Source organism: Amycolatopsis sp. NPDC005961, assembly GCF_040629235.1.
Classification (GTDB): domain Bacteria; phylum Actinomycetota; class Actinomycetes; order Mycobacteriales; family Pseudonocardiaceae; genus Amycolatopsis; species Amycolatopsis camponoti.
In genome coordinates, this window is the sequence record NZ_JBEXVF010000052.1 from 1 (window position 1) to 21592 (window position 21592).

The following is a 21592-nucleotide window of genomic DNA, read 5'->3' on the forward strand; positions in this document are numbered from 1 at the left end:
TGAGTGAGAAACCGGGTCAGAACACGGTTTCTCACTCACGACCGGCCGCGGCAGACCCGGGAGGCTAGCCGCGGTTGACTTCGCTGATCCGATCCTGGAGCCGTTGCCGCGTGGACGAAAGCGCGTCCCGCGGCTCCGGCTCCGGTACCGGCTCCCCGGTCGCCTCGCCCGCCGGGCCGGCGACCGGGAACACCTGCTTCTCCCCAGGCAGCGGGACCCCGGGGCAGATCGTGGCGGCGGGCCGGGCGGCGCCGAGGAAGTAGCCGCTCACCAGATCGTCCACACAGGAATTGCCGCTCACCGCGTACTGGCCGTGGAACGGCGAATCCGCCACCGAGACCATCGGGACACCGGCCGCCCGCGCCGCCGACTCGGCCTGTTCGTAGCCGGTCTGCGGGTCGAACTCGCCCTGGACGACCAGGACGTTCTTCGCCGCTTCCGGTGACAGCCGGGGCAACGGCTGCCGGGGGAGGTCGGACCAGTAGCCGCACGCCTCGCTGAGCCCGTACGCCCAGCCGAACAGCGGGTACTGCGGGCCCTGCACGTCGCTGAGCACCTTGTACCAGGTCGCCGCGCGGGTCGGCTGGTCGCCGCACGCCACCGCCAGGCGGGTCCCGCCCACGTCCGCGTAGTCGGGCTCGGGCGGGGCCACGTCCCTGGCCGTCAGCTGCGCGGCCGGGCGCCCGAACGTCGTGCGCGCCACGCGGTCGAGGTCGGCGGGCGCGGGCGGGGCCGTGCCGTCGAGAGCCGCCAGTCCCTTGGTGAGGATCAGCGCGCCGACCAGCCACTGCTTCGTGCTGCCGTTGCCGACGAAGACGTGGTCGAAGGCGTCCGGCGACACGCCCTCGTCGCGGAAGTAGGCCCGTACCCGCTCCCAGTTCTTCTTGACCGCCGAGGCCGTCTTGCCCAGCTGGTCCGGGTACCGGCGGGCCAGCCAAGGCGCGTAGACGCGGTCGAACTGCCGCTGGTCGATCTTCGGGAACGCCTCGAAAGCGGCCTGGAGCCGCCCTTCGAAGTCGACGCTGGAGTCGAGGACGACCCGCCCGGCGTGCCCGGGGAAGAGCGACGCGTACTTCGCGCCGAGCCAGGTGCCGTAGGAGTAGCCGAGGTAGTTCAGCTTCTCGTCGCCCAGCAGCGCGCGGATCAGGTCCATGTCGTGCGCGGTCTGCCAGGTGGTGACGAAGGGCGCGAGCGCGTCGCTCTGGCAGGCCTCGGCCAGCGCCCGCGGCGTCCGCTGGTGCAGCGCGATGCTGGCGGCCGACCGGTTCCGCGCGTCGAGGTCGTCCCCGGCGGGGATCCGCCCGGTCGGCACCCGGCAGACGAGTCCCTTGTCGTCGCCGCCCTCCTGGCCGGTGCCGCGCGGGTCCATCCCGACGAAGTCGTAGTGCTCGCTGACCGCCGGTTCCAGGCCGGCCAGCACGCCGGCGAGCGAGGTGCCCTGGCCGCCGGGCCCGCCGGGGTTCACCAGGATCGCGCCCCGCCGCTCCCCGGTCGCGGCGACTCGGCTGATCGAGACCTGGAGGTCCTTCCCGGCGGCCGGCGCGGACCAGTCCCGCGGGACGGTGATCCGCGCGCACCGGTCCCGGTCCGCCTTGAAGGGGCAGGCACCCCAGGCGACCTTCTGGGTCAGGTAGGGCGCGAGCGGATCGGGCGTGGTCGCGGCGGCCGGCGCCGTGGCCGCCACCAGGACCGCGACGGCCACCGCCAACCCCGCTCGCGACGTCCGCACCGCAGCTTCCTCCCTTGGTCCCCGGGCCACCCCGGGACCACCCAAGCACGGGGGGACGGGCGCGGGCAGCCCGGAGACCACCGTTCGCGCCGCGGATTCCCTCGATCCGGTGACCGGCGGGGGCGTCAGCTGGGCGGTTCGGCCTCTTCGACGTCCTCGTGCTCGGGCTTCTTGCGCTCGGTCTCGGGGATCTCGATGTCGAGGTCGACGTCCGGGACGCCGGGCGGGCGGGGCACGTCGGGGCTGATGGGTTCCTTCTCGGCTTCGGTCATGGCGGCCGGTTACCCGGGAGCCGGGCTTCCCAAGCCCCCGGTCACCGGCAGAACGCCGTGTCCACAGTGGACAACACCGCGACCGCCGCCTTCTCGCCGTCGCCGAAGGTGCCCGGCAGCGCGGTCACCGCCAGCCCGACCGAACGGCCGTCTTCCGTGGCGCCACCACGGGTTTCGTAGCCGTCGATGTCGCCGCCGTGTCCCCAGTAGACGCCGCCGCAGCTCAGCGGGACACGGAACAGGCCGAGGCCGTACTCCCACCCCGGGAACAGCGGCGCGGACACCGTCTTGCGCATCTCGGCCAGCTGCGCGGGCGGCAGCAGCTCGCCACCGAGCAGCGCGCGCGAAAGCCGGGCGAGGTCGCTCGGCGTCGAGATCAGCTGACCGGCCGCGCCGCCCCACGACGGGTCCATTTCGGTCGCGTCGACGACCTTCGCGGACGTGCTGTTCGCGAGCGCGTAGCCGTGCGGGTGCGGCCCCTGGATGGTCTCGTCGCCGGGCTGCGGCCAGTACGTGTCGCGCAGGCCCGCCTTCGCGATCACCCTCTTCGTGATCTGCTCCTGCACCGGGCGCCCGGTCACGTGCTCGATGAGCAGGCCGGCCAGCAGGTAGTTGGTGTTGCTGTACTCCCACTTCGCGCCCGGCGCGAACTTCGCCGGGTGGGCCAGCGCCGCGGCGAGCAGGTCGTGCGGCTGGAAGAACTTGTGCTGGACGTCTTCGAAGTTCTCCACACCGATGTACTCGGTGTAGTTCGGCAGCCCGCTCGTGTGCTGCAGCAGCTGCCGCACGGTGATCGCGTTCCCGTCGATGCCCTCGCCGCGCACCAGCCCGGGCAGGTACTTCTCGATCGGCGCGTCCAGCTCGACCTTGCCCTCGGCCACGAGCTGGAGCACGACGACCGCGGTGAACGTCTTCGTGTTGCTGCCCGCGCGGACCCGGCCGTCGCGCGGGACCGGGACGCGGCGGTCGAGGCGGGCGGACCCGGCGACCAGCGACGCCGACGTACCGTTCTTGCCCACCCAGGCGAGGGCGGCCGGGAACTTCTCCTGGCTCACCAGCGCGTCGAGACCGTCCTGCACGGGCGACCTCGGGTTCGCGGCCGCCGCCGTGGTCAGGCCGCCCAGCAGCCCCGCCACCGTCAAGATCACTGCACCCTTGCGCATCGGTTCTCCTCGCTTGATCCGGTTCGATACGGAAATGCTGCTCGAATCCGGCGCGAAGATCAGTAGCGCGGGCTACCGGATCCCCGGTAGCGCTGGCGCTACCGCGGGCAAATGCGTTGCCGGCGGGATCTTCCCGTGCCACGGTGTCGCCGTGAGTTCGACGATGCGTGCGGCGGTCTGTGTCGGAGCGGGTGGCCCGGAGGTCCTGGAGGTCCGTGACCTGCCGGTACCGGCGGTCCGGGACGGCTGGACGCTGGTCCGGGTGAAGGGGGCCGGCCTGAACCGGTCGGAGCTGCGGACCCGGCAGGGGCATTCGCCGGACGTGCGGTTCCCGCGGGTGCTCGGCATCGAGTGCGTGGGGGTCGTGGCCGAGTCGGCCGCGCTGCCGGAAGGCACGACCGTCGCGGCGGTGATGGGCGAGATGGGACGCGAGTTCGACGGCGGCTACGCGGAATACGCGCTGCTGCCGGACGACCTGCTGATGCCCTTCACCACCACGCTGTCCTGGGAGGTCCTGGCGGCGCTGCCCGAGACCTACCTGACGGCCCAGGGCGCGCTCGACACGCTGGACATCGCGCCGGGAACACGCTTGCTGATCCGCGGCGGGACGTCGTCGGTCGGGCTGGCGGCGGCGTCGATCGCGGCCGGCCACGGCGTCGAGGTCGCGTCGACGACCCGGCGTCCGGACAAGGCCGGCGCGCTGACCGCGGCGGGCGTCGCCCACGTCCTCGTCGACGACGGCCCGCTGGACCTGCCGTGGGTACCCGACCACGTGCTCGACCTCGTCGGCGCGCGCACGGCGGTCGACTCGCTGAACCTGGTCCGCCGCGGCGGCACGGTCTGCGTGGCCGGGTCGCTGAGCGGGTGGTCGATCGCGGACTTCCAGCCGGTGGCGATGATCCCCTCCGGCACGAAGCTGACGGCCTTCCACAGCAAGGACATGAAGGGCCGCGCGGACGTGCTGCAGCGGATCGTCGGCGAGGTCGAGGCGGGGGTCCACCAGCCCCACGTCGACCGGGTCTTCGGGCTGGCCGAGATCGTGGCCGCGCACCGGTACATGGAGGACGACCAGGCCAGCGGGAAGCTGGTCGTGATCCCCTGAGGGGTCACGCGCCGGACCGGGTCGCCCAGCCGCTGTCGTCGTCGACCTTGAGCTGGGCGTCTCCGAGGAGGGTCAAGGCGCCGAACTGCTCGTCGGGAGCGGCGGTGCGCAGGTCGGCGAACACCCGTGCCTGGGCCCCGGTCACCCGCCAGGCGCCCTTGATCTCCGCTTTCAGCACCGAAATCCCGCCGTCGAACCGGGCGCCGGCCAGCTCGGTCCGGCCGTGGAAGGTCGCGCCGGAGAACAGTGCCGGGCCCTCGACCCGCAACTCGCCGAGCCGGTTGACGCCGTGCAGCCGGGCCCGGCGGGCGATGAGCCGCCCGAGGCTGCGGCCGGTGAGGTCGAGGTATTCGAGGTTCGCTGCCGTCAGGTCGAGGTCGTAGCGGACCGCCCCCTCGTCGGCCCGGCCGGGCAGCAGCGCGGCGATCAGCCGCTGGGCGGTGAGGCGGACCTGCTGTTCGCGGTCGGCTTCGGCGATCCGCTCGGCCGGCCAGTCCTCGTCGGGTTCCGGCTCGAACTCGTCCGGGTTGTCCGGCCGCGCGTCGTACCCGGGGTGGCCGAACGGGCGGCGCAGGTACGCGCACAGCACGTCGAGCACGGTCTGGGTGTAGGCCGGGCGGGTGCGCGCCAAGCCGGCCAGCGCGTGCAGCGCACCGACCCGGACCTGGTCCGCGGCGTGCCCGAGCAGCTCGACGGCCTTGGCGAACTGCTCGTTCTCCGTGCGCTCGCGATCCTGCTGAGCGCGGGTCCGCTCGACTTCGTGACGCGCTTCCTCGGTGCGCCGCCGGCGGTCGTTGATCCAGAGGGCGTAGACGGCGAGGATCGCACCCCCGGCCAAGCCGCCGGTCTTGAGCGCGTCACCCCGCGGCGTGGCGGGGTCGCCCAGCAGCCAGCCGGTCACGAGCAGGAGCGCGCCGCCCGCGCTCAGCACGCTCCCGATCAGGAACAGCCGGTACCGCACGACGGCGGCTCGCGAGCTGAAGAACGCGATGGCCGCGAGCACGACGGCGACCGCACCGAGCGCCAGACCGGGGACCAGGAACCAGACGAAACCCACAAGACGCAGATTGTGGCACGCGGCCGGCCGGTCCGGGGGCGCCTCGACTCAGAGGTCGAGCACCAGCCGGGGCGAGCACGAGCGCGAAACGCAGATCATCATCACCTCGGCCGTCCGCCGTTCTTCCGCCGTCAGCACCGAGTCGCGGTGGTCCGGGGTGCCGCCGAGGACGCCGGTTTCGCACGTGCCGCACGTGCCTTCCTGGCACGACGACAGGACGGTGAGCCCCGACTCCTCGATCACCTCCAGGATCGACCGGTCCGCCGGGACCGCGAGGACGCGGCCCGACCCGGCCAGCTCGACCTCGAACGCCGTCCGCGGGCCGTCGTCCGCCACCGGGGCGAACCGCTCGACGCGCAGGGCGCCCTCGGGCCAGCCGGCGCAGTGCTGTTCCACCGCCGCCAGCAGCGGTTCCGGGCCACAGCAGTAGACCGCGGTGTCCGGCCGCGGCTCGGCCAGCAGCGCGGGCAGGTCGAGCAGGCCGTGCTCGTCCTGCGGCCGGATCGTCACGCGGTCTTCGTGGCGCGCGAGTTCGGCGGTGAAGGCCATCGACGAGCGCGTCCGGCCGCCGTAGACGAGCTGCCACTCGCGGCCCGTTTCGGCGACCCGGTCGATCATCGGCAGGATCGGCGTGATGCCGATGCCGCCGGCGACGAACAGGTAGCGCTTGGCGTCGACGAGCGCGAAGTGGTTCCGCGGTCCGTCCGCCTGGATGCGTTGTCCGGCACCGAGTTCGTCGTGGACGTACGCCGACCCGCCCCGGCCGTCGGGCTCACGGAGGACCGCGACCTGGTACGCCGCCGGGTCGCCGGGCCGTCCGCACAGCGAGTACTGCCGGGTGCCGCCGGGCAGCAGCAGGTCGATGTGCGCCCCCGGTTTCTAGGCCGGGAGCGGCTGCCCGTCCGGCGCCCGGAGCGTCAGCCGGACGACGCCGTCGGCGAGCTTTTCCTTGTCCGCCACCACCAAGTCGAGGGTCATGCGTCGTGCCCTTCGGGATGGGCGAGGAGCCAGTCCCACAGCGCCACGGGGTCGTCGAACTCGCGCTCGGCCGAGCAGTGGCAGACCGCGCGCAGCCGGTCGGTGCCCAGCACCCAGTGGATCCGGTAGACGCGGTCACCGGTGAGCATCGGCCCCGTCACGACGTCACCAGGCGCTGCAACAGCCGGCGCGCCGCGAGGCCGCCGGTGTCGATGTTGATCGACAGCTCCTGGTAGCCGTCCGGTTCGGCGGCGAGCACCCGCTCGAGGACGTCGAGCGCTTCGACGTCCTGCAGGACGACCGTGCGGTTGTTCTCCGCGAGGAAGGCCGACACGCCGTCGTCGTCGAGGGCGAAGTCCCGGGCCACCGCCCAGAAGTCGTGCGTCGAGTGCTCGGTCTCGGGCGTGATCGCGTAGACGACTTCGACGTGGAAGGCGTCCGGGTCGCTGCCGTCCGGGTGCGGCACGGAGCCGACCGGCGCGATGCGGCTGTGCAGCTTGTAGAGGCACGGCGGCGTGTACTCGATGTCCTGCCAGCGGGTGATCCGGCCCTGCAGGCCGGTGGACTTGGCGTAGAACGGCGGGCACGCCGCGTCGGCCATGTGCCGGGACACGTAGACGACGCCGGCCTCGTCGTCGACCTCCGTCGTGATCGGCGTATCGGCGACCTCCGGCGTGCCGATGTAGCCGCCGTGCAGGTAGGTCTCGTGCGAGAGGTCGAGCAGGTTGTCGACCAGCAGCGAATAGCGCGCCTTCAGCGGCTCCATCCCGGCGACCGTCGTGTACCCGGGGGAGGCGAGGTACGGGGCCCGCGGGATCTTCGCGGCATCCGCTTTTTCCGGGTCGCCGATGAACACCCAGACGAAGGAGTCCTGTTCCACCACGGGGTAGCTCCGCAGCCGCGCGGTCCGCGGCACCCGGGTCTGGCCGGGCACGGACACGCACTTGCCGTCGACGCCGTAGGTGAAGCCGTGGTAGCCGCAGACGACCTGGTCGTCGACGAGCCGCGACGGGGCCTGCGACAGCGGGAACCGGCGGTGCACGCAGCGGTCGGCCATCGCGGTGACACCGCCGTCGCGGGTCCGCCAGAACAGGATCGGCTCGGCGCAGATGGTGCGGCTGAACAGGTCCTGGCCGATTTCGGAGCCGTACGCGGCGACGTACCACTGATCGCGGGGAATGGCGCTCATGGGGTTTCGTCCTCTCGTGGCGGGGCTCACAGCCTGCGCTCACGGCGAGACGCCCGCGAAGGGCATTTTCATAAGATGGAAAGCTCAGCCGAGCGCGCGGGAGATCGCGCGGGCGCTGGTCATCACCAGCGGGGCCAGCGCGTGCGGCGACGCGCTGCCGTACCGGACGACGAGCGAGACGGCGGCGACGACCTGGCCGCGCGCGTCGTGGACGGGCGCGCCGACCGAGAGGCTGTCGAGGGTCACCTGGCGTTCGCTGGTGGAGAAGCCGTGGGTGCGCACGTCGGCCAGCATGTGCCGCAGGCGGTCCGGGTCGGTGACGGTCTCGGGGGTGTACCGCTCGATCGGGTTGCGGAGGACGTCCTCCTGGACCTCGGCGGGCGCGTGGGCGAGCAGGACGAGCCCGACGCCGGTCGCGGTGAGCGCGAACCGCCCGCCGACGCGCGTCAGCACGGGCACGGCGCCGGTCCCGGCGATCCGCTCGATGTAGACGACTTCGGTGCCTTCGCGGACCGCGAGCTGCACGTTCTCGCGGGTGATCTGGGAGAGGTCTTCGAGGAACGGCAGGGCGCGCTCACGCAGCCCCAGCCCCCGTGGCGCGAGCGACCCGAGTTCGAACAGCCGCAGCCCGACGCGGTAGACGCCGGAGTCGTCTCGCTCGAGCGCACCCCACTCGCAGAACTCCCGCAGGACGCGGTGCGCGGTGGCGGCGGGCATCCCGGCCCGGCGGGCGATCTCGCCGAGCCGCAGGGCGGGGTGGTCCGGGGTGAAGGCCGCGAGGACCCCCAGCGCCCGCCCGAGAACCGGCCCGGTGGGCCCCGGAGCACGACCTCGACGCGGCACGGCCACCGAGCTTAGTGGACGCGCGCGCCACCCTCGGGTGCGCCGAAGGGGGACCTTCCGGCGTGGTCCCCCCTCGGCGTCGGCGGTTCAGAGGCCGCGGGCGACGATGTCGCCCTGGCTCGTGGTGGCGCGGATGGCGAGCTCGGCGGTGCCGGTGTTCTTGAGGGTGTTGTCGATGCGGCCGTAGGAGGTGCCGGCGTCCAGCGAAGCCGAGACGCCGGGAGCGGCGCCGACGTCGATGGAACCGGCCTGGGTCGTCAGCGTGACCAGGCCGCTGGTCGCCTCGCCGATGCGGATGTCGCCGCGGGCGGTGGTGATCTCGGCCGGTCCGGCCAGGCGGCCGATCTCGACATCGCCGTCGGTGGCGGTGAGGTGGACGCTCGCGGCTTCGTCGAGCTTGATGTGGCGGTACGCGCCGGTGAAGGTGACCTCGCCCAGGCGGCCGGTGCCGTCGAGTTCGGTGCCGGCGGTGGTCGCTTCGACGCGGGAGTCCGCGGGCAGCGCGACGGTGACCTCGACGGATCCCGAAGGGCCGAAGTACTGGTTGCGGCCCTGCGGGGTGTGGACGCGCAGCACGCCGTCTTCGTAGGTGACGGTGGTCTGCGCGGCGGCCTTGACGTCGCGGTTCTTGCCGGGGTCGGCGGGGCGGACCTCGACGGTGGTGTCGGCGCGGTCGGCGGCGGCGAGCCGGATGCGGCCGGCGGCCAGGTCGAAAGCGGCGGTGATCGGGGCGGCGGTGGCGAAGGTGCGCATCGTGTTCTCCTGGGTTCGTGGCCCCCGGCGCTGGGGACGAGAACCACTGTCGCCGGGCGTGCTGACACCCGGCGGCCACCGCGCTGACACGGCGTCTGACACGGCGGCCGGTGACGCGGGAACCACGGGTGATCACGGTGCGGCATTCGGGGGTGATGCGAGTCGTGCATTCGGTTTAACCCGCGCTTGGGAACATTTCTTCCGGTCTGTCACAATAGTTCTGAGTGGACAGTTCTTTGTCGACGGTCCGCACCTGGTCAAGCTCGATAAACGTGCTACAGTAAGGAAAGTCCGTGATCGCGCGCGGTGGCGCAAACGAGTCCATTCCGGATTGGTTACGGCGATCCGCGATGTCGATCAGTTGAGATTGCTCACCGTGGAATTTTCCGCCCATCGTGTTTCTCGCCGCCGTTTCGGTGGATCCCTGGAGCGTCCCATTCCTCCGCTGAAGGAGTCCACGATGAGAGTTCGGAAGACCGGCATCGCGGCCGTCATCGCGATCCTCGTGACCGCGATGGTCGCCCTGTTCACCGGCGCGGGCCCGGCGTCCGCCGCCCCGGCCCCGGCCGCCCCGGCGATCCCGGCGCTGTCCACCCCGATCACGGGCACGTTCACCGACGCGTCGGGCGGCACCGGCACGGCGGCCGGCACGTTCACCCCGACCGGCTTCGTCGCGGACGGCAGCAACCTGCTGGCCGACGGAGTCGCCGACGTGACGCTGACGGACTCGGCCGGCCGGCAGGTCGGCACGGAGTCCCGCGCGGTGACGGTGCCGGCCGGCGTCGCGGCGGCGTCCTGCCAGATCCTCGACCTGGTGCTCGGGCCGCTCGACCTCGACCTGCTCGGCCTGGTCGTCCACCTCGACCGCGTCCACCTGAACATCACGGCCGACGCCGGCCCGGGCAACCTGCTCGGCAACCTGCTGTGCGCGATCGCCGGCCTGCTCGACCCGGGCCCGCTGAACAACCTGCAGGCGCTGGTGAACCTGCTGAACCAGATCCTCGCCCTGCTGCGCGGCTGACGCGTCGCTCCCGCGATGACGGGTCGGCTCACCCCCGGGTGGGCCGACCCGTCGCGAGGCCGGCGACCGGCGGTTGCGCCGTCACGGATCCGGCGGCCGGGTGATGTGGCCGACCACCGGGGACGGCCCGGCGGGCGTCGAGCGGACCAAGTCGGCGCGGTACTGGCTGGGCAAGATCGGCGCGTTCGTAGCGACCGAGCAGCGGCGGCTGGAGCGGGAGCAGCGGCGCGAACACCGCCCGCCTCCTCGCGAGCATGGTGAAGCGCACGATTTCTGCGCGCCGTCACGGATCCGGCGGAGGCTCTCGCGCCGTCGATCCGGCTGACCGTCTCCGGCGACCGGGTCCGCCGGATGATCACCGGGAACGGGCCGAGTCCGAAACCTCCGCCCCGGGCGTAACGGGTGACCGTCCGGACGCGACTCACGCGTGTCCGGCGGGCCGGGGAGGCAGGATGAAGAAACGACTGGTGATCTGCTGCGACGGGACGTGGAACTCCCTCAAGCAGCCGGCTCGGACGAACGTCGCGAAGGTGTGGGACGCGGTGCCCGGCGAAGCGCCGGACGGCGTGCGCCAGCTGACCTGCTACCTCAAGGGCGTCGGCGCCGGGCTGCCGTGGCTGGGTCACCTGGCCGGCGGGGCGTTCGGGTGGGGCCTGTCGGCCAACGTGCGGGACGCCTACCGGTTCGTCGTCGAGAACTACGCGCCCGGTGACGACCTGTACTTCTTCGGGTTCAGCCGCGGTGCCTACACCGCGCGCAGCACGGTCGGGCTCATCCGCAACTGCGGAGTCCTGCGTCCCGACCACGCCGACCGGATCGGCGAGGCGTACCGGCTCTACCGGGACCGCGACGTGGCGACCGGGCCGGACAGTCCCGTGGCCGTGCGGTTCCGCGACGAGCACGCCTGCGAGAAAGTGACGCCCATCCGGTTCATCGGGGTGTGGGACACGGTCGGCGCGCTGGGCATCCCGCTGAGCGGCGGCCGCTTGCTGCACCTGATCAACCGGCGCTGGCAGTTCCACGACATGACGCTGAGCTCGACCGTCCGGTCGGCCTTCCAGGCGCTGGCGGTGGACGAGCACCGGAAGTCCTACGTCCCGGCCGTCTGGCAGCCCTCGTTCAAGCGCGCGGAGCAGAACCAGGAACGGGAGCAGGTCTGGTTCACCGGCGCGCATTCCGACGTCGGCGGCGGGTACCAGGAGCACGACCTGTCCGACATCGCCCTGCGGTGGCTGGCGAACCGCGCCGAGCGGTGCGGCCTCGGCTTCGACCCGGGCGCGTTCGGCGACCTGGCCGACGCGAACGCGGAAGGCGAGCTGCACGACTCCCTCAACGCGTTCTTCCGGCTGTTCGGCTCGGCCGACCGCCCGATCGGCAAGGCGGACGAGCCGTCGGAGTCCCTGGCGTCGAGCGCCCGCGACCGGCACCAGGCGATGGCGTACTCGCCCGCGAACCTCGCGACCTACCTCGAAGGCAGCCCCAAGATCACCACGGTCTGAGCGGAAAGCTCAGCGCACGGCGACGAACCAGCCGGCCACCATCGCGACCGCGTAGACCACCACGCCGACGAAGACGCCCGGCCAGCGAGGCCCGCCGCGCCGGATCAGGAGTGCGCTGGTCAGCCAGGCCAGCAGGATCGAGACGATCCAGCCGACCGGGGGCAGCCAGAAGACGACCTGCTGCCCGGTTTCGGTGCAGGGGAACACGATTTCGTCCGGCCGGCACGAGTCGGTGCTCATCGCCGCGGCGGAGCCGAACAGGACCGCGCCGGCCCCGCCGAGCAGCGCCAGGAACCAGCAGGTGACCGCGAACCCGATCCGGCGGGGCGGGTGCATGGCCGGGTACGACCGGCTGTCCGTCATCGGGGTCCGCTTCTCGGGGGGCGTTACCGTTCGATCATAGCGCTCACCGGTGGCCGGTACGGGCGAAATCGCCGGACTTCAGCAGCGGAACGAGGGCGTCGGGGCGGTCCAGCGGGATGATGTGGCCGCAGTCGTCGAGGACGTGGGACTCGAGGACGTCGGTCACCGGGCGCAGCTGCCGCGCGAGGGTGTCGCCCACCGGGTGGGCACCGATCGCCACCGTCGGCACGGTGAGCCGGCCGGTCGCGACCGCTTCCGCGATCTGCCGCGCGCTCTCCGGCATGGCCCGGTAGTGGGCGAACGCGCACCGCAGCGCGTCGCGGCCGGTGTAGGCGGCGACGAAGTGGTCCCGCAGTTCGCGGGGCACGCCGCCGCGGGTGCCGGCGTCGAGGAACCAGCCGATGTACTCGGCTTCGTGGCCGGTCAGGACCGTCTCGGCGAGGTCGGGGACGGCGTGGAACCCGAACCACCACGGCGGCCCGCCGGCGAGGAAGTCTTCGGCACCGGGCAGGCGGCCGAGCAGGGACTCCATGAGGACGAGCCGGTGGACCCGCTCGGGCCGCCTCATGCCGAGCAGGAACGCGGGCGGGGCTCCCGCGTCGATGCCGGCGACCGTCGCCGCCGGTTCGCCGAGGGCGTCGAGGAGGGCTTCGGCGTCGGCGGCGAGGGTGCCGGCGTCGTAACCGCCGTCGGCGCGGGTGGTTCCGCCGAGTCCGCGCAGGTCGGGGGCGATGACGCGGTGGTGCGGGGTCAGGTGCGGGAGCACCGCGCTCCAGACGCGCCAGGTGTGCGGGAACCCGTGCAGCAGCAGGAGAGCGGGTCCCTCGCCGCCGATGGCGACGTTGAGGTCGATGCCGTTCGCGGTGATCCGGTGTTCGCGCACGCTGTCTCCCGAAGTGGTTACCATTGGTTAGTGGCTGACGATAGGTAACTGACATGGCCCGGCCAAGACGGCACTTCTCCGACAGGTGGTGAGCTCCAGGTGACCCCTTCGAGCAAGGGCGATCTCTTCGACCCCGCGTGCCCGACCCGCAAGCTGCTCGACCGGATCGGCACGAAGTGGACGTCGATGGCGGTCAAGGTGCTGGCCGACGCCGGCCCGGCCGAAGTGCGGTTCGCGGACCTGCAACGGCGGATGCCGGGGGTGTCGCAGAAGATGTTGTCGGTGACGCTGCAGAGCCTCACGCGCGACGGACTGGTGGCGCGCCGGGTCGAGCCGACGGTGCCGCCGAAGGTCCACTACCGTCTCACCGACCTGGGGCGCTCGCTCGAGGTGCCGCTGGCCGCCCTGCGCACCTGGGCCGAGGAACACATGCCGGCGATCGACCGGGCCAACGCCGCCGCCCGGGACTGAACCGCGCCGAGGTCGTCACCACCGTGCCCGGCCGTGCAGACGGCGTCGGACAAGATCGGCTTCACCGGCTGACGACGCCGGCGGCGGTGTGCCAGGCTGGGGGAGACCGCCGCCGAAAGGAACGCCATGCACCGGCTCACCGTCCTCTACCCGCCGCCCGCCGACGAGGCCCACTTCCGCGACTACTACGTGAACACCCACCTGCCGCTGGCGGCGAAGCTGCCGGGGCTGGTGCAGTCGCAGTACTCCTTCGACGTGGCCTCGCTCGCCGGCCAGAGCAAGTACTTCGCGGTGTTCCACGCCGACTTCGAGTCGGCGGAGGCGATGGCGTCGGCCTTGGGCTCCGAGGAGGGCAAAGCCGTGTCGGCGGACGTACCCAACTACGCCAGCGGCGGCGTGGAGCTGATCCACTACCCGCTCAGCTGATTCTCCCGGCGTGACCCACGCGTCACCCTGGCCACCACGAGCCCGCCCACGAAGAACAGCACCACCAGCGCCAGCAGGACGATCGCCAGGGTCACCGAGCCGCTGATCAGCGTCGTGAAGTTCGCCAGCACCAGCACCGTCACCACGACGATCCCGGCCAAGCCCAGCGCGGGCGCGACTCGCGTGTGCCACAGCCGGTCGTCGACCCGGTTGCGCGCGAAGAACACGATGATCGCCGCGCCGGTCAGCACCATCAGCGCCAGGATGCTGACCGTCGCCAGCCCGGACATCCACGTGAACAGGTTCAGCACCGGATCCGAGCCCGCGACCACGAACACCGCCAGGATCACGGCCGCGGACGCAGACTGCGTGAGCGAGCCGATGTGCGGGGAGCCGTGCCGGTGGTGCGTGCGGGCCAGCGCCTCCGGGCCGACGCCCTGGCGGCCGAGGGCGTAGAGGTAGCGCGCGATCGCGTTGTGGAACGCCAGCAGCGCGGCGAACAAGCTCGTCAGCAGCAGGATGTTCATGATGTCGGCGTACGCGGTCCCGAGGTACCGGGCGGCCGAACTGAACACGAGACCCGCGGTGTCGCCGCCGGCCGCGGCCTCGACCTTCGACGGGCCGTAGGCGATGACCATCGTCCAGCTGCAGACCGCGTAGAACACACCGATCAGCAGGACGGCGATGTAGGTCGCCGCCGGGATGGTCCGCCGCGGCGAACGGGCCTCCTCGCCGTAGATCGCCGTCGCCTCGAACCCGATGAACGACGCGACGGCGAACATGATCGCGATCCCCGGCGCCCCGTGGAAGAAGCCCGCCGGGCTGAACGAGCCGGGCGAATACCCCTCCGGCCCGCCCTTGACGAGGATCGTCACGGCGAGCGCGGCCAGCACGCTCATCTCGAGCACCAGCATCACGCCGAGGACACGCGCGCCGAGGTCGATGCTGCGGTAACCGAGCGGGGCCACGACGAGCAGCAGCACCCCGGCGAGGACCCACCACGGGATCGACGGGCCGCCGTAGTGGGTGATGAGCCCCTGCAGCGTCGTCGCGGCCAGGCCGTAGATCCCGGCCTGGATGGCGGTGTAGGTCAGCAGCGCCAGCCCGGCCGCGCCGAGCCCGGTCGCGGGACCCAGCCCGCGGGTGACGTAGGCGTAGAACGCGCCCGCGTCGACGACGTGGTGGCTCATGGTCGCGTAGCCGACGCTGAAGAGCAGCAGCACGACCGCGACGACGACGTAGGCGAGCGGGACGCCGGGCCCGTTGCTGATCGCGAGCATGACCGGCAGCGCGCCGCCGATCGCGGTCAGCGGGGCGGCGGCCGCCACGACGAGGAAGACGATCCCGGCGATCCCGATGGATCCGCGCAGGGTGTGGCCGGTGTCGGTGGCGGGGACGGGAGTGGTGCTCGGTTCGGCCATGGTCGGCTCCGAGGGGGACGGGGAGGGAGGAGGTGGTGCGTCAGGTGCTCGACGGCTCGCGTTCGTGGACGAGCCGCCCGGTGACGACGAGGTCCGCGGCGCTCAGGCCGGGTCTCCCGGGTGGTGGCAGTGCGCGCTCGCCGACGGTGGCACGTCGAGCGTCGGGTTGCGGTCGAAGAACCCCACCGGCTTGAGCGTGAAGCCCGTGTAGTCGACCGGCATGATCGGCCAGTCCTCGGGGCGCGGCACGTGCGTCAGGCCGAACGTGTGCCAGACGACGATGTCCTCGTCGGCCAGTGGACGGTCCTGGGCCGCGTAGGCCGGGAGCCCGGCGCCGCCGGCGTGCTGGTTGACGAAGTCGCCCGCCGAATACCGTTCGGCCGGGTCATAGCGCGTCACCCACAGGTGTTTCGTGGCGAACCCGGCGCGCCGCGCGATGGAGGACCGCGGATCGGCGAGCAGTGTCGGCAGGCCTTCGGGGACGAGGGCGTAGCCGACCGGCCGCCCGAGGCGGTTCTCGCGGCCGGGGTTGACGATGTGCCACGCCCGGTTGCGGCCGGGATCGGCGTCGCGCTGCGCTTCGGACTCCTTCTCGAGCACCGTCCGGCGCGTGGTGAAAGCGTTGCCACGCGGGTTGTCCGGCCCGATCGGCACGCGCTCGACGTCGATCTCCTCGACGCGGTTGCGCACGCCGTCGACGGTCATGTCGAGCCGCGCGCTGAACAGGTGCTGGTGCAGCGGCGCGCCGAGCCCGGGGGCGATCTCCGATGCGTACGGGTAGTCGCCGCCGTCGTGGGCCGAGGTGAAGACGACGCCGGTCGCCTTGGCCTCGAAGGCGATCGTGCCGTCGAGGGAGAAGTACCAGTAGAAGCCGTAGTCGTAGTTGCCGACGGTGGTGAAGAACGACACGACCAGCCGGCGCTGACGCCGCGTCTGTGCGGACCCGGACCACAGATCCGTGTGCTTCCACAGGATCCCGAAGTCCTCTTCGTGGATACAGACGGCGTTCGGGAGGGTCTTCGGTTCGCCCTGTTCGTCCGCGATCACCGCGTCCAGGTAGGTGATCTCGCCGAGGCAGTCGCAGCCGAGCTCCAGCGCGTTCGCGTACCGGCCGACGAGGTACTCGCCGGTGTCGAAGTAGTTCTGCCACGACCGCACCGGCGCCGGGTCGGCGTAGGGCACCACCATTTCGGCGATGGAGGCGCGATGGACGATCGGGCGGACGCCGTCGCCCTCGTCGAAGCCGATCTGGTGCAGGACAAGGCCTTCGCGAGCGTCGAACCCGACGCGCAGCGACCACTTCTCCCACGTGAGGAGGTTGCCGTCGAGGTGCAGGCTCGATCCTTCGGGCTGGGTGATCTCGATCGGTTTCTGCGAGGTGCGCAGGGGTCCGTGCACCGCGGGGTCGTCGTAGTTGCCGGACTCGCGCGGCACCGGGACGGGCCCGCTGTCGATGACCTGGTCGACGACCCGGTTCATCGTGTCGACGTAGGCGACGAGACCGTCGATCGGATGGGCCCACGCCGAGTCGCTTTCCTTCTCCTGCAGGAAAGCCAGGCCGCGCAGGATCCGCCGGCCGGACTCGTCCGGGTACTCGTCGGCGTAGACGCCGGCCGAAAGCGGGGCCACGCGGACGTTTTCGACCGCGAGCCCGCGGGCTTCGAGGGCGGCGAGCCAGCGTTCGTCGGTGGCGAGGACCTGTTCGACCAGCTCGAACTCCTCGTCCAGCACGGGAAGCTGGCCGCTGGTCGCGGTGTCGAGTTCCGTGGCCGTCACGACTTCGGCGGCGAGCACGTCGACCACGACGTCCCGCGACTCCTGGGTCGCCAGGTCCAGCAGCAGCGCGCGGAACCGGCGGCCCGCCGTGCCGGCGAGCACGTCTGCTTTCGGGGGTTCTTCGAGTCCGACGTAGACGAACCGGGTGCTTTCGGCGACCAGTCCGGCCTTTTCGGCGGTTTCGCGGACGGTCCGGATCTCTTCGGCCGTCACCGGGGCGAGCGGATGCTGAGGCATCGGCGTCCTCCTTGAGCGCGTGGCGGCAACTATACTGAACGCTTGTACAAAATAAAGAGGGGCGGAAGTCACGGCTGGGTCACGGCCTAGGCTGGACGGAGAGGCCGCCGGCGGGAAGGGAACGTTCGTGCCCAAGGTTGTCGATCACGACGCGCGCCGCCGGGAGATCATCGGGGTGGTGTGGCGGCTCGTCGCCGAGGAAGGCATCCAGTCGGTGACCACCCGGCGGATCGCCGAAGCGGCCGGCTTCGCGAACGGGGCGCTGCTCTACTACTTCCCGAACAAGGACGCCGTCCTCACCGCCGCCTTCCAGCACATCTTCGACTCGACGAACACCCGCGCCGACAAGGCGGAGGGAGATCGCCACGGCTTGAGCGGGCTCCGGACCCTGTGCCTGGAGATCATGCCGCTGGACGACGAGCGCCTCACCGAAGCGCGGCTGGCGATCACGTTCTGGCAGCAGGCGCTGAACTCCCCCGAAAAGGCCGAGATGCACGCGGGCTTCATGAACCGCTGGCGGGTGGAGATGCGGGCCCTCCTGGCGGAGGCGACGGCCGACGGCGAGATCGGCGAGCTGCCGAGCGTCGACGCCGTCGTGGACGAGCTGCTCTCGATGCTCATGGGCCTGCAGATCCTCGGCGTCCTCTCGCCGCGGGAAGCGACGCCGGAGCGGCAGCTCGGTCAGCTCGACGAGTTCTTCGCGCGGCTCCGCCGCTGAACGTCAGCTCGGGATGCCGGCGCCGATCCCGTCGAGGAGGAAGCCGAGGCCGATCCGGAAGGTCTCGTCGGCGTCCAGGTGGGCGGCGTCGCGGATGACGGTCTCCAGCGCGGGGAACCGGCCGGTCTCGAACATCCGCACCAGGTATGGGCCGGAGGCGGCCTGCCACTGCCGCTGGTCCATCCCGGACGCGCGTTCGGCGCGGCGCTCGGCGATCTCGCGGCGCACGGTGCCGATCACGTACGCGTCGACCGCGCCGACCACCGGCATGACCAGGTCCAGGTCGACGCCGTCGAGCGCGGCCAGCACGGCCTCGCCCCTGGCCAGCGCGTTCGGCCCGAGCTGGGGCCGCCCGCCGATCAGGTCGGCCAGCCACTCGTGCCGGTGCGCGGCGCGCCGGGTCAGCTCGGCGACGGAGGTCAGCACCTCCCGCCAGCCGTCCCCGGACGGGCGGATCTCGGCGTACACCGCGTCGACCATCAGGTCGAGCAGCTCCTCCTTGGTGGCGATGTAGCCGTACAGCCGCATCGGCCCGACGTCCAGCGCGGCGGCGACCTTGCGCAGCGACACCGCTTCGAGGCCGTCCGCGTCCGCCAGCCGGATCGCCGTCCGGACGATCCGCTCCCTGCTCAGCGGGGCCGGCACCGGTCGTTCCGGCGGCTCCGGCCGTTCCCACACCAACATGCGAGTGACAGTACATCGCATCTTTAGATACAGTGTATTTGCCAATACAGTGTATCGAAGGGGCTCCCATGAAGATCGCCATCGTCGGAGCCGGGCCGGGCGGCCTGGCCCTCGCCCGGGTGCTGCACGTCCACGGCTTCGAAGCCGTCGTGTACGAGCGGGAGTCCTCACGCGACGCGCGCGGCCAGGGCGGCATGCTCGACATCCACTCCGGGCAACAGGCGCTGCGCGAGGCCGGCCTGATGGCGGAATTCCTCGCGATCGCCCGCGGGGAGGGCCAGGACCTGCGCCTGCTCGAGCCGGACGGCACCCTGCTGCTGCAGGAGGACACGCCCGACGACGCCCCGCTCCTCCGGCCCGAGGTCGACCGCGCCGATCTGCGCGACCTGCTGCTGGACTCCCTCCCCGAAGGCGTGGTGCGCTGGGGGCGCGCGTTCGAATCCGCCGGAGACGGCCTGCTGCACTTCGCGGACGGCAGTAGCGCGGAGTACGACCTTCTGGTCGGCGCGGACGGCGCGCAGTCCCGGGTCCGCGCGCTGGTCACCGACGCCCGCCCCGCGCACATCGGCCAGAACGCCGTCGAGGTCGGCATTCCCGACATCGACCGCACGCACCCCGAGCTCGCGGCGATGGTCGGGCGCGGCACCTACTGGGTGCTCGGCGACGAGAAGTCCCTGGCGGCACAACGCAACGGCGACGGTCGCGTCCGCATCGGCGTCAGCTTCTACCACACCGGCGAGGACTGGTTCGCCACCAGCGGGATCCCGTTCGACGACCCGGCCGCCGCCCGCGCGCGGCTGATCGAGCTGCTCCCCGGCTGGCACCCGCGGATCACCGCGCTGATCGAAGCCTGCGACGACACGGTCGTGCCGCGGTCGTTCTTCACCCTCCCGGTCGGTCTGACCTGGCCGTCGCGGGCAGACGTCACGGTGCTCGGCGACGCCGCGCACCTGATGCCGGCGGTGGGCGAGGGCGTCAACATGGCCCTGCTCGACGGCGCCCGGCTCGGTCTCGCGCTGGCCGCGCACCCGGACGACTTCCCCGCCGCCGTCCAGGAATACGAAAGCGAAATGTTCGAACGCACCGCCGCCGTCGCCCGGAAGTCCGCGGACATGAAGGAAATGCTGACGTCGCCGGACGCCGCCCGGAGACTGCTCGCGTTCTTCCAGCCGGGCTGAAAGGCAGCAGGGGTCACCCCTCTTTCTCGAACCACGGTGCCGGAATTCCCTGTGCTGCTGGTAAAACCGGAAGGACGGCCTACGGTTCGGGGTGGGCCGGTCCGGGGTGCGGAAGGGAATCCAGATGACCAGCGGCAACGTCTTGCGGCTCGACGTGAACGGCCAGGACGTGCACGAAGAAGGCCGGCTCCTGCGCTCCGAGGGCTCGGCGGGGCTCGTGGAACTGCCCGGCGGCGTCCCGGCGTGGGCGGTCGCGGACGCGGCCACGCTGCGCAAGCTCCTCACCGACCCCCGGGTGTCGAAGGATCCCCGCGCGCACTGGACCGCGTTGCGCGAAGGGCGGATCGGCGAGGACTGGCCGCTGCTGATCTGGGTGTCGGTGCGCAACATGTTCACCACCTACGGCGCCGACCACCGGCGGCTGCGGGCCTTGGTGTCCAAGGCGTTCACCCCGCGTCAGGTCGAGGCCATGCGGCCGGAGATCGAGCAGATCACGACCGGGCTGCTCGACCGGCTCGAGCACTCGGGTGCGAGCGGCGAGCCCGTCGACCTGCGCGAGGAGTTCGCCTACCCCCTGCCGGTCGAGGTGATCTGCCGGCTCTTCGGCGTGCCGGTCGACCGCCGGGCCGCGATGCGTTCGGTCGTGGACACCATCTTCGACACCACCGTCACCGCCGAGCAGGCGCAGGCGAACTCGCACGAGCTGTACGAGCTCATGCGGGGCCTGGTCGCCGACAAGACCGCGAACCCCGCCGACGACCTGACCACCGCCCTGATCACCGCGCGGTCGGAGGACGCGACCCGGCTCGACGCCGACGAACTGGTCGACACCCTCATCCTCATGCTCACGGCGGGGCACGAGACGACGGTCAACCTGCTCGACCACGCGGTCACCGCGCTGCTGACCCATCCCGAGCAGCTCGCCGCCGTCCTGCGCGGTGACCACAGCTGGGCCGACGTCATCGAGGAAACGCTGCGCTGGCAGGCCCCCGTCCCGTACCTGCCGCTCCGGTACGCGGTCGAGGACATCGCCCTGGACGACGGCACGATCATCGCCAAGGGGGAAGCGATCCTCGCGGCGTACGCGGCGGCCGGCCGCGACCCGGCCGAGCACGGCGCGACGGCCGGCCGGTTCGACCTGTCCCGCGAAGACAAGCAGCACCTGGCCTTCGGGCACGGCGTGCACTTCTGCATGGGTGCCCCGCTCGCCCGCCTCGAGGCCGCGATCGCCCTGCCCGCGCTGTTCGCCCGGTTCCCCGGGCTCCGGCTGGCCGTGGACCCGGCGGAGCTGGCCACCGTCCCGTCGTTCCTGTCCAACGGCCACACGGCGATCCCGGCGGTGCTCGGCGGGGAAGCCTGACGACCGGGGGCGTGTACGGTTGCGGAGCGCCGGTTCCGTTCCAGGGCCGTCGCCCCGCGTCCCCACCCGGGGCCGGTTTTCCGTTCAGGAGGCCCCACCCGCCGTGCCAGGCTCCTTCGAGGTGATCAGGACCGCCGGGGCGACGATCGTCGCGGCGGCGGGTGATCTCGACCTCGCCGTCACGGACGACCTCGAGGCGCTGCTGGACCGGGAGCTCCGGCGGCGACCGCCGGCCTTGGTGGTCGACACCGCGGCGGTGACCTTCTGCGCGGCGCGGGTGCTGACGATCCTGGTGGACGCGACCGCCGACGCCGTGCTGCGCGGGGTGCCGTTCGCGCTCGCCGGCCGGAACCGGGTGCTGCTGCGGCCGATCGAGCTGCTCGGGCTGGGCCGGGTGCTGCCGATCCACCGGGACACGGGGGAAGCGCTTTCGTGGCTGGCCGCGGTTCCGCTGCTCACCGACCGCTGA

Annotated in this window: 23 protein-coding genes and 1 pseudogene; 10 read left to right on the plus strand and 14 right to left on the minus strand. The window is 72.0% G+C overall.

What is annotated here, in order from left to right:
- Window positions 1-64: 64 nt before the first annotated feature.
- From ABZ342_RS34610 to ABZ342_RS34620, 3 genes are all read right to left on the minus strand, one after another.
- Complete coding sequence (locus ABZ342_RS34610) at window positions 65-1729, minus strand: alpha/beta hydrolase (RefSeq protein WP_360482153.1); 1665 nt, start codon at window positions 1727-1729, stop codon at window positions 65-67.
- Between the two features lie 125 nt (window positions 1730-1854).
- The gene (locus ABZ342_RS34615) at window positions 1855-2001 is read right to left on the minus strand and encodes a hypothetical protein (protein WP_360482156.1); all 147 of its coding nucleotides are present in this window, start codon (window positions 1999-2001) and stop codon (window positions 1855-1857) included.
- Window positions 2002-2042: 41 nt separating this feature from the next.
- On the minus strand, window positions 2043-3164 hold the full coding sequence (locus tag ABZ342_RS34620; protein ID WP_155541644.1) for a serine hydrolase domain-containing protein: 1122 nt from the start codon (window positions 3162-3164) through the stop codon (window positions 2043-2045).
- 163 nt (window positions 3165-3327) lie between these two features.
- Between ABZ342_RS34620 and ABZ342_RS34625 the strand changes: the two genes are divergently transcribed.
- The gene (locus tag ABZ342_RS34625; RefSeq protein WP_360482344.1) at window positions 3328-4266 is read left to right on the plus strand and encodes a zinc-binding dehydrogenase; all 939 of its coding nucleotides are present in this window, start codon (window positions 3328-3330) and stop codon (window positions 4264-4266) included.
- A gap of 4 nt (window positions 4267-4270) precedes the next feature.
- Here ABZ342_RS34625 and ABZ342_RS34630 read toward each other — a convergent pair whose 3' ends face one another.
- The 6 genes and pseudogenes from ABZ342_RS34630 to ABZ342_RS34655 form a co-directional block, all read right to left on the minus strand.
- Window positions 4271-5173, minus strand: a complete 903-nt coding sequence (locus ABZ342_RS34630; protein WP_360482347.1) for a hypothetical protein — start codon at window positions 5171-5173, stop codon at window positions 4271-4273.
- A gap of 198 nt (window positions 5174-5371) precedes the next feature.
- Window positions 5372-6301 (minus strand): annotated as a pseudogene (locus tag ABZ342_RS34635) (PDR/VanB family oxidoreductase).
- Entirely contained in the window at window positions 6298-6462 is a 165-nt protein-coding gene (locus ABZ342_RS34640; RefSeq protein ID WP_155541647.1) for a hypothetical protein, read from the minus strand. Before ABZ342_RS34640 ends, ABZ342_RS34635 begins: the two are co-directional and overlap by 4 nt.
- Complete coding sequence (locus ABZ342_RS34645; RefSeq protein ID WP_360482160.1) at window positions 6459-7490, minus strand: aromatic ring-hydroxylating dioxygenase subunit alpha; 1032 nt, start codon at window positions 7488-7490, stop codon at window positions 6459-6461. Before ABZ342_RS34645 ends, ABZ342_RS34640 begins: the two co-directional genes overlap by 4 nt.
- An 84-nt stretch (window positions 7491-7574) precedes the next feature.
- Window positions 7575-8333: an IclR family transcriptional regulator gene (locus ABZ342_RS34650; RefSeq protein ID WP_360482163.1), complete on the minus strand. Its 759-nt coding sequence runs from the start codon at window positions 8331-8333 to the stop codon at window positions 7575-7577.
- Between the two features lie 87 nt (window positions 8334-8420).
- A complete protein-coding gene (locus tag ABZ342_RS34655; RefSeq protein WP_360482166.1) occupies window positions 8421-9086 on the minus strand; it encodes a DUF4097 family beta strand repeat-containing protein in 666 nt (221 codons plus the stop codon).
- Window positions 9087-9546: 460 nt separating this feature from the next.
- On the opposite strand from ABZ342_RS34655, the gene ABZ342_RS34660 reads away from it, so the two are divergent.
- The 3 genes from ABZ342_RS34660 (at window position 9547) to ABZ342_RS34670 (ending at window position 11606) form a co-directional block, all read left to right on the plus strand.
- Complete coding sequence (locus ABZ342_RS34660; protein WP_230862372.1) at window positions 9547-10107, plus strand: hypothetical protein; 561 nt, start codon at window positions 9547-9549, stop codon at window positions 10105-10107.
- Between the two features lie 100 nt (window positions 10108-10207).
- A complete protein-coding gene (locus ABZ342_RS34665) occupies window positions 10208-10432 on the plus strand; it encodes a hypothetical protein (RefSeq protein WP_360482169.1) in 225 nt (74 codons plus the stop codon).
- Between the two features lie 127 nt (window positions 10433-10559).
- Window positions 10560-11606 (plus strand): DUF2235 domain-containing protein, encoded by a 1047-nt coding sequence (locus tag ABZ342_RS34670; protein ID WP_360482172.1) that lies wholly within the window; start codon window positions 10560-10562, stop codon window positions 11604-11606.
- A 9-nt stretch (window positions 11607-11615) separates the two neighbouring features.
- On the opposite strand, the gene ABZ342_RS34675 is transcribed toward ABZ342_RS34670, so the two are convergent.
- Both ABZ342_RS34675 and ABZ342_RS34680 read right to left on the minus strand, forming a co-directional pair.
- Window positions 11616-11969, minus strand: a complete 354-nt coding sequence (locus ABZ342_RS34675) for a hypothetical protein (protein ID WP_360482175.1) — start codon at window positions 11967-11969, stop codon at window positions 11616-11618.
- A gap of 43 nt (window positions 11970-12012) precedes the next feature.
- Entirely contained in the window at window positions 12013-12876 is an 864-nt protein-coding gene (locus ABZ342_RS34680) for an alpha/beta fold hydrolase (protein ID WP_360482178.1), read from the minus strand.
- A 75-nt stretch (window positions 12877-12951) separates the two neighbouring features.
- On the opposite strand from ABZ342_RS34680, the gene ABZ342_RS34685 reads away from it, so the two are divergent.
- Window positions 12952-13323: a helix-turn-helix domain-containing protein gene (locus ABZ342_RS34685; RefSeq protein ID WP_360482181.1), complete on the plus strand. Its 372-nt coding sequence runs from the start codon at window positions 12952-12954 to the stop codon at window positions 13321-13323.
- Window positions 13324-13449: 126 nt separating this feature from the next.
- Window positions 13450-13749 carry an EthD family reductase gene (locus ABZ342_RS34690; RefSeq protein WP_155541656.1) on the plus strand — a complete coding sequence of 100 codons (300 nt, stop codon included), beginning with the start codon at window positions 13450-13452 and terminating at the stop codon, window positions 13747-13749.
- Here the strand turns inward: ABZ342_RS34690 and ABZ342_RS34695 are convergent.
- Window positions 13734-15170 (minus strand): APC family permease, encoded by a 1437-nt coding sequence (locus ABZ342_RS34695; protein WP_360482184.1) that lies wholly within the window; start codon window positions 15168-15170, stop codon window positions 13734-13736. The two genes, ABZ342_RS34690 and ABZ342_RS34695, sit on opposite strands and share 16 nt — an antisense overlap.
- Before the next feature lie 102 nt (window positions 15171-15272).
- Window positions 15273-17216: a primary-amine oxidase gene (locus ABZ342_RS34700; RefSeq protein WP_360482350.1), complete on the minus strand. Its 1944-nt coding sequence runs from the start codon at window positions 17214-17216 to the stop codon at window positions 15273-15275.
- A gap of 94 nt (window positions 17217-17310) precedes the next feature.
- Between ABZ342_RS34700 and ABZ342_RS34705 the strand changes: the two genes are divergently transcribed.
- A complete protein-coding gene (locus ABZ342_RS34705) occupies window positions 17311-17901 on the plus strand; it encodes a TetR/AcrR family transcriptional regulator (RefSeq protein ID WP_360482187.1) in 591 nt (196 codons plus the stop codon).
- Between the two features lie 3 nt (window positions 17902-17904).
- Here the strand turns inward: ABZ342_RS34705 and ABZ342_RS34710 are convergent, their stop codons facing one another.
- Entirely contained in the window at window positions 17905-18585 is a 681-nt protein-coding gene (locus ABZ342_RS34710) for a TetR/AcrR family transcriptional regulator C-terminal domain-containing protein (RefSeq protein ID WP_360482190.1), read from the minus strand.
- A 68-nt stretch (window positions 18586-18653) separates the two neighbouring features.
- On the opposite strand from ABZ342_RS34710, the gene ABZ342_RS34715 reads away from it, so the two are divergent.
- From ABZ342_RS34715 to ABZ342_RS34725, 3 genes are all read left to right on the plus strand, one after another.
- Window positions 18654-19763, plus strand: a complete 1110-nt coding sequence (locus ABZ342_RS34715) for an FAD-dependent monooxygenase (protein WP_360482193.1) — start codon at window positions 18654-18656, stop codon at window positions 19761-19763.
- Window positions 19764-19887: 124 nt separating this feature from the next.
- Window positions 19888-21123, plus strand: coding sequence for a cytochrome P450 (locus tag ABZ342_RS34720; protein ID WP_360482196.1), 1236 nt, complete (start codon window positions 19888-19890; stop codon window positions 21121-21123).
- Between the two features lie 121 nt (window positions 21124-21244).
- Window positions 21245-21592: an STAS domain-containing protein gene (locus ABZ342_RS34725; RefSeq protein ID WP_360482198.1), complete on the plus strand. Its 348-nt coding sequence runs from the start codon at window positions 21245-21247 to the stop codon at window positions 21590-21592.

What these genes read in the sequence shown, in the direction of transcription:
- ABZ342_RS34615 (WP_360482156.1), bottom strand. Translation starts at nt 2,001, where the DNA reads ATGACCGAAGCCGAGAAGGAACCCATCAGCCCCGACGTGCCCCGCCCG.
- ABZ342_RS34620 (WP_155541644.1), bottom strand. Translation starts at nt 3,164, where the DNA reads ATGCGCAAGGGTGCAGTGATCTTGACGGTGGCGGGGCTGCTGGGCGGC.
- ABZ342_RS34625 (WP_360482344.1), top strand. Translation starts at nt 3,328, where the DNA reads ATGCGTGCGGCGGTCTGTGTCGGAGCGGGTGGCCCGGAGGTCCTGGAG.
- ABZ342_RS34645 (WP_360482160.1), bottom strand. Translation starts at nt 7,490, where the DNA reads ATGAGCGCCATTCCCCGCGATCAGTGGTACGTCGCCGCGTACGGCTCC.
- ABZ342_RS34655 (WP_360482166.1), bottom strand. Translation starts at nt 9,086, where the DNA reads ATGCGCACCTTCGCCACCGCCGCCCCGATCACCGCCGCTTTCGACCTG.
- ABZ342_RS34660 (WP_230862372.1), top strand. Translation starts at nt 9,547, where the DNA reads ATGAGAGTTCGGAAGACCGGCATCGCGGCCGTCATCGCGATCCTCGTG.
- ABZ342_RS34670 (WP_360482172.1), top strand. Translation starts at nt 10,560, where the DNA reads ATGAAGAAACGACTGGTGATCTGCTGCGACGGGACGTGGAACTCCCTC.
- ABZ342_RS34675 (WP_360482175.1), bottom strand. Translation starts at nt 11,969, where the DNA reads ATGACGGACAGCCGGTCGTACCCGGCCATGCACCCGCCCCGCCGGATC.
- ABZ342_RS34680 (WP_360482178.1), bottom strand. Translation starts at nt 12,876, where the DNA reads ATGGTAACCACTTCGGGAGACAGCGTGCGCGAACACCGGATCACCGCG.
- ABZ342_RS34690 (WP_155541656.1), top strand. Translation starts at nt 13,450, where the DNA reads ATGCACCGGCTCACCGTCCTCTACCCGCCGCCCGCCGACGAGGCCCAC.
- ABZ342_RS34695 (WP_360482184.1), bottom strand. Translation starts at nt 15,170, where the DNA reads ATGGCCGAACCGAGCACCACTCCCGTCCCCGCCACCGACACCGGCCAC.
- ABZ342_RS34710 (WP_360482190.1), bottom strand. Translation starts at nt 18,585, where the DNA reads ATGTTGGTGTGGGAACGGCCGGAGCCGCCGGAACGACCGGTGCCGGCC.
- ABZ342_RS34715 (WP_360482193.1), top strand. Translation starts at nt 18,654, where the DNA reads ATGAAGATCGCCATCGTCGGAGCCGGGCCGGGCGGCCTGGCCCTCGCC.
- ABZ342_RS34720 (WP_360482196.1), top strand. Translation starts at nt 19,888, where the DNA reads ATGACCAGCGGCAACGTCTTGCGGCTCGACGTGAACGGCCAGGACGTG.